Raw genomic sequence first — 12282 nt, forward strand, 5'->3', positions numbered from 1 at the left:
AAAGAAATAAAAGAACAAAGGCGCGAAGCAACAAGGAAATCCCTGTCACTCTGCGCCTTTGTGATAAAGAGAAATTTATAATTTTTCTTTAGCTATTTTTAACGGATCATCACCTGTTAACATTCCCCTCATTCTGAATGAGTAGTTGTATTCTTCACCTGTTAAACGGTACTCATCATGCGTCCAGGCTCCCCAACTGTTATCACCGCCAACACCCATTTGCATGTAATCGATATTTACTGAAGTTAAATCACGTGGTTTTACATCGGTGGTATGACGGTTCACCACAACATCACCATCCTGCTGACGTCCGTCGGTTCTTTCCATCGATTCAAAATCTTCCTGCAAATTATGGTGTGCACTAACTTCAAGCAATGGCATTCCTTCAAAGAAAAGTCCGTTTCCGCTTCCATCGGTTATGGCCAACCAGCGCACATCGGTTTTATTACCGTTTTCCTGCGGACGCAAATATTCCCAATACTGCTCCGCAACACTTCCGCTGTACAAACCAACAAAAGCAGCTGTTTTTCTGTCAACATAACTTTCCTGTGGTCCACGGCCCAGCCATGTCATTTGGTCAAATTTACGTGGCATTATCATATTCATACCCATTCTTACTATTTCGGGCAATTCTTCTGCCGTCATTTTAAAATGGTTGGTTACCACAACATCGCCTGAACCATAGACCGTATATTCAGTCTTATATTTCGCAATTTTATCACCTGATTCGTTCACCAGGTCAAAATCAAAAATTACATCCACGTCGTTTTTACCGCCCGCAGTTGTAATGTTTCTGTTTCGACCGCCTTCCTGTACTCCTTCTCCGTTTTTATTGACAGTAACGGCACTTACCTGCCTATTTTTGCCTGCTTCGCGCCAAACCCGGCTGCGTTTATGAAGGTTGTTTCCAAAGTCGTTGTCAATTGGTGCGCGCCAGAAATTAGGTACCAAGCCCGTTTGAATTAATTCAACATCTCCCCGTTTAAAGCTGGTAATCACTCCCTCTTTCTTATTAAACGAAACAGAGAAACCTTCGCCGGTTACAGTAAGGAAATCGCCATCTTCGCCTGTAGTAAGCGGCGGCATTTCAGCAACGTTTACTTTCTGTACCGACACAAATACGGGCAGTTCAAACTGTTCTGCAGCCAGTTGGGTTCCTGCTTCCACCAGGCTCCAGTCCTCTTTTAATTTGGCTTGTACATTAAGGAAATATTCAACTCCCTGTTCAGGATTCAGGTCAAAATCCAGGGTTACTTTTTTTGATTCTCCCGGGTTCAGATCCAAATCATCAAAACTACCACTGGCTATCTTTTTCCCGTCACCAGCCACTTCCCAGGTAAATTCAAATTTTAAAAGATTTAGAAACGCGAATTTATTTGTTACAGAAATAGTACCTGTTTTCAAATTCAAGGGGTTAAAGCCAATGTATTGATATACCTTTTTTACTTCCAGAAGATGTGGTTTTACTCCACGATCCGGATCAACCAATCCATTCAAACAGAAATTTCCATCGGAAGGAACTGTATCGGGGCCAAAGTCGCCACCATATGCCCAAAATTCTTCTCCTTCATCGTTGGTGGTTAACAATCCCTGGTCAACCCAGTCCCAGATAAAACCACCCTGCAAAACATCATATTTTTCAATTACATCCCAGTAATCCTGCAAATTACCTACACTGTTACCCATGGCGTGGGCATATTCGCACTGAATGAGCGGGCGGTCGCCATTTTCTTTTGCAAAACGTTCCATTCCGTGAATTCCCATATACATCGGGCAGAAAATATCAGTGTTCCTGTCTAACCCGGATCTCTCATACTGAACCGGACGAGTTGAATCAACTGACTTTAAATAATCGTAAGTAGCATAAAAATTCACACCGTTTCCGGCTTCGTTACCCAACGACCAGATTATTATACAAGGTTGATTTTTATCGCGTTCGAACATATTTTTTGTACGATACAAATGGGCTTCTTTCCAACTTGCATCTTTGGCCAGAGATTCTTCTCCGTAACCCATTCCGTGTGATTCGATGTTGGCTTCATCAACAATGTACAAACCGTACTTGTTGCAGAGTTCATACCATAATTCAGGTTCCGGGTAGTGCGAGGTACGTACAGCATTCAGGTTATGTTCCTTCATTATTTTAATATCAAGCAACATGGTTTCCTTATCCTGTACATGGCCGGTTTTATCGTTGTGTTCGTGCAGGTTCGCTCCTTTCAGATAAACATACTGACCATTTACCAGCAGTACCGAATTTTTTATTTCGATGGTACGGAAACCTACATCCTGCTTAAACACTTCAATTGTACCTTCATCGTTTTTGAGTGTAACAATCAATTGATACAAATTCGGAATTTCTGCCGACCATTTTTTTACGTTCGGAATTTCTGATTCAAAAGAAACTGTTCCACCGTTTGAAGTCTCTGAAAATTCTTTCACAACCTCATTGCCGTCAGAAAGAACAGCTTCAACAGTCGCATTTTGGTTATTCGCCAATTCCACTTCAAGGCTAAACTGCCCGTTTGTATAGGTTTCATCCAATCCTGAACCGATTCTGAAATCTTTAATATGTTGCGGATTTCTGGCTTCAAGATATACATCACGGGTAATTCCGCTTAACCTCCAAAAGTCCTGGTCTTCCAGGTAAGATGCATCACTCCAGCGGAAGATTTCTGCTGCCAGTGTATTTTCTCCTTCTTTTAAATATGAAGTAATATCAAACTCGGCCGGTGTTTTGCTGTCTTCGCTGTATCCCACATATTGCTCGTTAATCCAAAGATTTAAGTTTGAACTAACAGCACCAAAATGGATCACTATTTGTTTTCCATCCCAACCTTCGGGAATAGTAAATGTTCTTTTGTATGATCCCACCGGGTTGTAATAATCCTGAATTACCGGTGGAGTCCTGTCGTGCGGATATTTAACGTTGGTATAAATCGGGTAGTCAAAACCTTCCACTTCCCAGTTGGCAGGTACTTTAATTTCATCCCAATCACGGGTATCAAAATCGTTCTTGAAAAACCATTTTGGTCTTTCTGAAGGATTTTGAGAAAGATGAAATTGCCAGGTTCCGTTTAATGATTTCAGTATTGGCGATTGCCATTTATCTTCAGTAAGTGCTTGTTCTTTTGTTGCAAAAGGAATAAAATGGGCATGTGGTTCCACTTTATTAATCTGGAAAATTCCCTGATCTTCCCAGGGTTTTGGACTGGGTTCTTCAAAGGGAACATCAGAATAGTCGGTGTATCGGTTACACGACATCATCCAAACACTTAGTATTACGAGGATTAGCGTTTTTGTTTTGAATCGGTTCATGACAAAATTGTATTATTATGTTGATATATATTCTCTTATCTTAAAGACGCGGCTTATTACGATAGCACCTAGAAGATACCCGACGATTTTAGTTATTTTAACTTTTATTACTGCTTTCCTGAAAATGCCGGAATATATTTATAAACTGAATTTTTGCTGACCAAAAACAGTGAGCGAACTATACCAAAGGTTTAATTTTTTGGGGGAAAAGGTTATTCACCTTCTCTATAATTTCCTCCGGGTTGGGATCGATGTCAAATACAACTTCAGGTTCCAGATAATAAATTTTCTTTTCATGTTTAAATTTCTGCTCGCCGCCACCAGTGATATTTAACATGATTAAATCGTCTTTACCAACCGTTCCGTTTTTTACGGCCGATACAAGTGTTGCTGTTGCAACTGCTGCTGCCGGATGAATATCATTTCCTTCCTTTTCGAGAAAAAGTTGCGCGGCATCCCTTGCTTCCTGGTTGGTTGCCAGCACAACATCACCATCTGTATCTTTTAAGGCATCGTACAACCCACCATAAATAGGATACGGAGGTTTCCGGTTCGACAAAACCTTGGCATCAATTTCTTCCACCTGCTTTCGGGCCACATGATCTAACAAAGGCAACATAGCCCGCGAGTCAGCTTTCCAAGCATCGTACATTGGAGTAAAAGGTGCATTTTGCGAAACCATAAGTTTCATTTTGTTGCTTCCGAATCGTCCATCTTCCAGCAAACGCAAATTAGCTTCCCAGGCAGCAATGGCCCCTGTTCCGCTGCCAACGGCCTGAAAATAATATTCAGGGATTTCCCCTATGGTCGTTACTGCCGAAAGCACAGTAGTAGCCATTCCATCACGGCGAGCCACATTTTTCGCTCCACCTTCCGGGATAAAATGTTCCATTCCTGCGACAATATTTGACAAATGAATTGCATCAAAATAATCAGATCCTGATCGGCTGCAAATCAGTTTTACACAGTCATTAATGGGTTCGTCAAACCACAATGCGCCGATGTTATCTTCAGGAACACAGATAATAAGCGGGATATTATTCTCGGAACACACTTTTGCAAACGCCCGGGATGTATTTCCGGCTGAAGCAACAACCAGTACCTTATCCATTTCAGGAGTCATTCTGCCGCAAACAGAGTAAGCTTCAGTTTCCTTAAAAGAACCTGTTTTTATTGTTGCACCTTTTTCGGGCCAGTATCCGCTAAATGTAATCCAAAGATTTTTCAAGCCAAGTTCAGCAGCCAGTCCTTCACTTTTATACGTAACCGGCGATGAAGATCCTACCAAAGTCCGGCTGATGGGTAACCAATCGGCGAATTTGTAAAGTCCCCACAAGTCATCTTTTAACTCAAGCTGTTTTTTTTTGTACACGGCTCTGATTAGTGTTGGTTCAATTTCTCCCGGGGCATCCAGCAGCCAGCCACTATCATTAAATATTTTCCCCGTCTTTACAGATTGTAACTGATAATTGGTTTTTACAAATGTTTTATCCATTATTTCGCTTTTGAAATGAACTACCTCCCAGCAGAGCTGAAAAGGCATCAAATTCTGAATTCTTCTATTAACGACAAAAACATCGAAATATTAAACTCATTTATCCCGACGGATTCAACCATCGGAATTCGTTCAACCAACAAATATTAAAATTTGAGTTTCACGAATAATGGGACAAAAATAACATTTTGAGCGTGGATTGAAATATCATCTTATTTTTTTCACAGCTCCGTAAAATAAGAACGTAAAAATTAACAATACAGAGCAAAACCAATTCAGCCACAATTTTCCTGAAAACAATCAGCAATAGCTTGTCTAATTCTACTTTTTGTATATTTGACAATCAATTTCACCATGATTCACAAGGACAAAAGTTTAAATAAAGTAATAGCAAAACTCTGCGGAGGTGATAAAAATGCTCTGGATGAAATTTATAATTACTATTATCCAAAACTTTATGCCTTTGCGAAAAGTTTTCTAAAAGTTGACGATGATATAAATGATATTTTACAGGAAGTTTTTGTAAAACTTTGGCTCAACAGGCAAAAAATAAAAAACATTGATACTTTTAATTCCTACCTGTTCACCATTACCAAAAACCATATTATTTCTTACTTCAGGATAAAAAGCAAAAACCACGAATTTGAAAGCCGCCTCAAAGAAATTGCAAGCCCTGAACAAACAAGCGAAATTACTGATATTGAATATAAAGAGTTAAAAGGCAAGCTCGAAGAACTTATTGATCAGCTACCGGAAAAAAGAAAAATAATTTTTAAACTTAGCAGAGAGGATGGGCTTTCGCATGCGGAAATAGCAGAAAAACTTGATATTTCGATAAAAACAGTGGAAGACCATATGCGACATGCATTAAAGTTTGTTAAAAAACACATGAAAAGCTTCGAAACCATAGTTATTCTTTATATTTCACTCTTTCTCTAGTTTTGCCTTTTCCAAAAAAAACCTCCGGATTTTTAATTTTTTTTACCTTCCGGGCAGGGGTTGAAATAAATTTCTGCGTATTACACTTGTAAAAAATAATTTAATGCATCAAAAATTTAAAAAATACATTTCCAATTCATGTACTTCGGAAGAATACAACGAGGTAAAGAATTTTATCGGTAAAAAAGAAAATGATGTTTTTATTGACGGATTGATGCATGAAACCTGGAAAGATACTCTTACTAAACCCAATACGATTTCACCAGACCAAAACTTACTAAACCTGATTCACCACAAAATTGCGTTAAAAGAAAATAATCCAAAACGAACTGTACGAATTTATCAAACAATTTCAGCAGTGGCAGCTGTTCTTATTCTGGGATTAATTCTCGGTATCGTTTTTTATCCAAAGCAAATACAAAACAATATTGTTACTCAAAATATAAGTACACCTTACGGAGGAAAAACTCATTTTACACTTTCCGATGGAACAGAAATTTGGTTAAACTCCGGTTCTTCAATCAGCTATCCCAGCCGGTTTTCCGACACAAGGGAGGTTACACTAAAAGGCGAGGCCTATTTTAAGGTAACGCACAATTCACATCCTTTTATCGTTTCCGGAAATTTTGGGGAGATTGAAGTCCTGGGAACCGAGTTTGATGTAAAAGCATACGATGGAGAACCATTTGCCACAACACTTGTAAATGGCTCGATACGATACAGAAATAAAGATAATCAGCTTACCTTAAAACCGGGAAGCCAGGTAACATTTCATCAAAACAAAATGCTTACCCACAAAGTTGAAACAGAGATTTACACGTCATGGAAAGATGGAAAATTAATTTTCAGAGACGAACCTCTTGAAAACATCGCAACCCGTCTGGAAAGATGGTACAATGTAGATATCGAACTCAAAGGTGAAGAGATTAAAAAGCTGAGATACAATGGAACAATAGAACTCGAAAGTTTTAGCGAAGTACTTGAACTCATTAAAGTTACTACGCCGATTCAGTATTCATTTGATCGTGACACCCGAATTTTAAGTATCTCAGCCACTAACTAAAATATTAATAACAAAATTGAACCATCATGAAAGTAAAAATGTCGGATAAAAATTCTTCTTAAACAAAAAAAGGTGGAAACCGCCATTTCCACCTTTTACAGACCAATTCTGAAATAAAATTAGTCAAAACTTCAAAAACAAATTTATGAAAAAAATTCAAACCAGGTATGGAATTTTACCATACCGTCAATTTCTTATGAAAATGAAAATCACTGTGTTATTGTTTATGGTTTCGATTGTTTCGGTAATGGCAGTCGATACTTATGCACAATCTACCCGGCTTACGCTGCAATTAAACAACCAGGCAATTGAAGATGTATTGGAACAGGTTGAAAATCAAAGTGAATTCCGTTTTTTTTACAACGAAAAAGTGAATGTTGACAAAAGAGTCTCTCTCGATGTAAAAAACCAGACTGTATTTGAAATTCTCAACAAAATACTTGAAGGAACCAACATCGAATACCAGGTTATCGGAAGACAAATTGCTTTGTATGTTAAAGGCGATAATGCGAATTTCATATCAAATTCCCAACAACTTCAAATTTCGGGAACTGTCACAGGCAACGAAGGAGAGCCGCTTCCGGGAGTTTCAGTAGTAGTTAAGGGTACCACAAACGGCACCGTCACAAATGTTGATGGATTTTACTCACTTCAGGTAGCAGGAACCGATATTCTATTGTTTTCTTTTGTGGGAATGAAAACCCAGGAAATTCAGGTAAATAACCGAACTACTTTAAACGTAACGCTTGAGGAAGATGCGATTGGTGTTGAAGAAGTTGTGGTAATTGGCTACGGAACCCGCCAGAAAAAGGATCTAACCGGAGCAGTTTCTCAAATCAACTCATCGGAAATTACAAAACAAAACTCATTGTCTCCCGAACTGGCTATGCAGGGAAAAATGGCAGGAGTATACATCAGTAATCCCGGTAGTGACCCAACAGCCAGACCAACCATCCGAATTCGGGGGGTAAGCACTCTTGGATACAACGACCCTTTATACGTAATCGATGGAATTCCATTAACAGAAGGTGGCGCTGCTTCATCAGACAGCCGCGACCAGGATTTACGAGGTTCGGTTAACGTTTTTTCAATGATCAACCCAAATGACATTGAGTCAATTTCTGTTTTAAAAGATGCATCAGCAACTGCCATTTATGGTGTGCGGGCATCAAATGGTGTAATTCTGATCACAACAAAACGGGGAAAAGAAGGAAAAGCACGGGTTGAAGTCTCAGCCAAGTATGGTATTCAAAATATTTATAAAAGATACGACATGGCAAGTATTCAGGATTACATCAACTGGAGCATGGAGGCAAAGGACAACAATCCGGCATACACAACCGACCAATATTTCCCGCTGTTCGATTCTTCGTCTGAATATTATATGGGTAACAGTAAAAATTACACCAACGACTGGGTAGATGCAGCTCTGGTTGAAAACGCTCCGATTCAGGATTACAATATTTCAGTCTCCGGAGGAAACCAAACGTCAACTTATGCGGCAGGAGCGGGATATTCAAACCAGGAGAATGCGATGTTTTATAATGTATTCGACCGTTATTCATTATTTTTTAATTCTGACCATCAACTTACAAAATGGTTAAAAATTGGCGAATCGTACCGTTTTATCTATACAAAAACCGATTCTAAATCCGGTAGCAATTTATCATCAGCCATGTTTGGCGTTCCGTGGCAACCGGTTTACGATGAAAGCAATCCATACGGATATGCGGCTCCGGGAAGAGATATAAATGGTACATTCTATTCATACGGATACGGTGCAGCCACCCGGACAAATTTTTTAGGAACAGCAGAGTTTAATAAAAGCAAACGAGATTTGTTAAGAAACCTTGGAACTGTTTATGCAGAACTTTCTCCTCTTCCCGGTTTGCGTATAAAAGGAACAGTAAGCTTCGACTATTATACCAATACCAGAGAAAGCTATTCGGAAATGGAACGCGGTTTATATGAGGTTGCACGGGGTGCTGTTTATCCTGAAAGCACAGGAAATACTTTTGGGAAAAGAGTAAATGAGAATATCAATATTGTTAAGGAGCTTTTAATTGGATACAATAACAGCTTTGGAAAACACAATTTTGACCTCATCCTTAACGCTATGGATCAGCAGGTAAAATGGAACAATACACAAATGTCAATCGACGGCGAGTCTCCAATTACCGACTGGGAACAACGCCGCATTGAAGAAGGCTGGCCAAACGAAAACAAAGGACTCTTTTATGAAAGAAACTTGTCGGGGTTACAAGGTTATATGGGAAGGTTGAGTTATAATTTCGACAGCAAATATTATGTTGACGCTACTGTAAGACGCGACGGAACCTCAAAGTTTGGCCCTGGCTACAAATGGGGAACTTTTCCGTCTTTTGCAGCGGCCTGGCGAATTTCTTCCGAAAAATTTATGGAGGGATTTGAATGGCTCGACGACCTTAAGATCCGCGCCGGATGGGGACAAACCGGGAACCAGGAAACACGTGATTATGCCTTTCTTTCGCTGGTTAATATGAACCCGAAAGCAGGTTTTGGAAGCGGAGATGAAGACGGTGAAGGTATTATTTATCCGGCTTCTGCACTTGGCGATTTCCCCATTGAAGATATGAGTTGGGAAACAGTTACCACATCCAATTTTGGGTTTGATGCAATTTTACTGGATAACAAGCTTTCTTTTACGGCAGAATATTACAACCGACTGACAGATGGCATTTTACAAACAATTAGCATCCCAAAAGTTATCGGGGCTTTAAATAGTCCGGTGGTTAACCTGGCAAAAGTGGAAAATAAAGGTTTTGAATTCCAGGCAACCTACTCCAACAAAATTGGTGAAGTTGGGTACAATGTTTCAGCCAACCTTACAACAGTAAAAAATGTTGTTAAAAAGTTATATAACGGCCAGCCAAGTACAGACGGAAATAGCAGGATTGAAGAAGGATATTCAATCAATTATATTTATGGCTACAAAACCGACGGTATTTTTCAAACCACACAGGAAGTTGAAGAATACCAGTCTCAAATTTCCGATGCCGGTCACGATGCGCAAAAATCTCCGGGTGATATCATTTTTAAAGACATCCACGGCGCTCCGACTGATGCTGATCCGGAAGGAAGTTATGTACACAAAGAACCCGATGGAAAAATTGATGCCTACGACCAAACCTACTTGGGAAAAACCATTCCGGGATACTACTATGGTATCAGCTTAAATTTCGACTATAAGAATTGGGATCTCAACCTCGACTTTCGCGGTGTTGGCGATGTTCAGAAAATAAATACACTTGGGAAACAGAGTATAAGCGGCTTTGGCAGCAATTTTGTTTCGGACTATAAAAACCGCTGGACAGAAACAAATCCGGGCAGTTCAATTCCAAGAGCAGTACAAAGCGACCCTGCAGGCAACAACCGGATTTCTGATCGCCACGTAGAAGACGCCGGATTCCTGCGTTTTCAAAATTTCCAGATTGGCTATAACTTTTCAGGAAACGTAATTGAAAAAATCGGATTAAACAACTTGCGTTGCTATGTTTCCGGATCAAATATTTTTGTCATATCACCGTATTCCGACCTCGATCCGGAAGATATTTCCACACCAACTACCTTCTCGCTGGGTGTTAATTTAAGTTTCTAACAACAAATATGAATACCAAAATGAAAAATATAAAAGTATCATTTAGTTTACTGTTGATTTTAATAATCTCAATGATTTCCTGCGACGAATCAACAATCGACCTGGTCCCTATTGGAAACACAGAAGGTTCTTATTTTCAGAACGAAACCCAAATGGAAGAGGCCATTATGGGAGTATATCAGAAATTATCGTTTTTCTACGCTTTTCGGGGAGGGCAAAACAACAATGTTGCTCCGGTATGGCATTTACCCGGCGATGATTTAACTACTAGCGCAAACTACGCACTGGAAAATTTTTCAGGGTTAAACGGAAGCAATGGTCAGCTAAGTCTTTTTTACGATTTTGCATATCAACTGATTGCGAGGGCAAATACAATGCTTCAGAAAATTGAGGAAAACGGTGATTTTGCTTATTCAAACCAGCCGGAATTAAAGGATTATCACAAAGGTGAAGCTTTATTTCTAAGAGCTTACATGTACTTACAGCTCTGGAATGTATTTGGAACTGCACCTTTGATCACCGAACGTATTGTAAATATCGAGAACGCTTATCCTCCAAATTCTCAGGGGACAGAGTTGTTGGATCAGGCCATCATTGATTTGCAGGAAGCCGCACAATTACTACCTGATAGCTGGTCTGCTGAAATGAAGGGCCGTGTAACCCAAAACTCCGCGCTTGGTCTTCGGGGAAAATGTTTGGTATTTCGGGGGTCGGTAAACAATACCAATGAAGATTTTACGGCTGCAATATCAGATTTTAATATGCTAAGCGGGATGAGTCTCACTCCTTTATACAGTCAGAATTTTGATGTATCTTATGAAAACAATGAGGAGTCACTTTTTGAATATCAGGCAAATTCCTCACCCGGAAATGTGAACCCATTTGTTGGAGGTGCCGGTGGAAACGACGCATTTGCCGTTATTGGTGAAATTGCTGCTTACTACGGTTTTTTCACACAAAAACCATCATGGATTGGCAATTCATATTATACTGCAACAAGTTCTGTAAAAAACGCATATGAAACAGGCGATCCCAGAAAAGATTATAATTTGAGTGCTGATCCCGATGAATCACTAAATGTAAAAAAATACATCAAAAATACCGCCTATGCAGAAGGTTGGGGAGGTGCAGGAAATGAAATTAGTGTAAACAACCCGAGAATTTTACGTTATGCCGATATCCTTCTTCTAAAAGCAGAAGCGATTGTTCGTTCCGGAGGAAATTTGAGTGAAGCGATCTCAATCATTAACGAAATAAGGGAAAGGGCGAGAAACTCCACAGAGGATGGAACTCCGTCTGCCATTCCGGAAGATAAAGATATTTCTGAAAGCGATGCAGATGTTGTTTTGGAATGGGTTTTTGAGGAACGCAGACTCGAACTGGCTTTTGAAGAAGGACATCGTTGGTGGGATTTAAGACGTCGCCACATGGCAGGTGAAATTGATTTAAAATCACTGGATTTCCAATCACTATTGCCCGATTTTAGTTTTCAGGACGACAACATCAATTTTCCCTTGCCGGAAAAAGAAGTAGTAGAAAATCCGAATATGAACCAAAATACTGGCTATTAGTATAGTTTAGCTTTTCGAGGTTGTCCAAAAAGTAAAATAAATTGAAATGAAACTTTCATTTTATAACCGGCTTTCGTTTTACCCCTCCAAACCTCCCCTAAAAAGGGAGGCTTAAAGTCCCCTACAGGGGATTTAGGGGTAAGAAACAAAGCGGTTACTTACGAATTGTGAGTTAATCCCATTATGAAATGACTTTTTGGACAACCTCTTTTTTTACTATATTTCAAGTCATTAATTTTCAAAAGCAAAAGCGACAAAA

6 protein-coding genes are annotated in these 12282 nt (G+C 39.5%); 4 read left to right on the forward strand and 2 right to left on the reverse strand.

Translation table 11 applies throughout. The features are described from left to right. Window positions 1–75: 75 nt before the first annotated feature. Both lacZ and GM418_RS10270 read right to left on the reverse strand, forming a co-directional pair. Window positions 76–3318: a beta-galactosidase, LacZ type gene (lacZ, locus tag GM418_RS10265; protein ID WP_158865736.1), complete on the reverse strand. Its 3243-nt coding sequence runs from the start codon at window positions 3316–3318 to the stop codon at window positions 76–78. A 178-nt stretch (window positions 3319–3496) separates the two neighbouring features. After that, complete coding sequence (locus tag GM418_RS10270; RefSeq protein WP_158865738.1) at window positions 3497–4813, reverse strand: cysteate synthase; 1317 nt, start codon at window positions 4811–4813, stop codon at window positions 3497–3499. Between the two features lie 354 nt (window positions 4814–5167). Here GM418_RS10270 and GM418_RS10275 point away from each other — a divergent pair, with 354 nt between their 5' ends. From GM418_RS10275 to GM418_RS10290, 4 genes are all read left to right on the forward strand, one after another. Continuing rightward, window positions 5168–5752: an RNA polymerase sigma-70 factor gene (locus GM418_RS10275; RefSeq protein ID WP_158865740.1), complete on the forward strand. Its 585-nt coding sequence runs from the start codon at window positions 5168–5170 to the stop codon at window positions 5750–5752. 103 nt (window positions 5753–5855) lie between these two features. Next, complete coding sequence (locus GM418_RS10280; RefSeq protein ID WP_158865742.1) at window positions 5856–6815, forward strand: FecR family protein; 960 nt, start codon at window positions 5856–5858, stop codon at window positions 6813–6815. A 145-nt stretch (window positions 6816–6960) separates the two neighbouring features. Further along, a complete protein-coding gene (locus tag GM418_RS10285; RefSeq protein ID WP_158865744.1) occupies window positions 6961–10452 on the forward strand; it encodes a TonB-dependent receptor in 3492 nt (1163 codons plus the stop codon). 20 nt (window positions 10453–10472) lie between these two features. Beyond that, on the forward strand, window positions 10473–12023 hold the full coding sequence (locus GM418_RS10290; RefSeq protein ID WP_158865746.1) for a RagB/SusD family nutrient uptake outer membrane protein: 1551 nt from the start codon (window positions 10473–10475) through the stop codon (window positions 12021–12023). Window positions 12024–12282 lie beyond the last annotated feature (259 nt).

The organism is Maribellus comscasis, assembly GCF_009762775.1.
In the GTDB taxonomy this organism is placed as follows: Bacteria; Bacteroidota; Bacteroidia; order Bacteroidales; family Prolixibacteraceae; genus Draconibacterium; species Draconibacterium comscasis.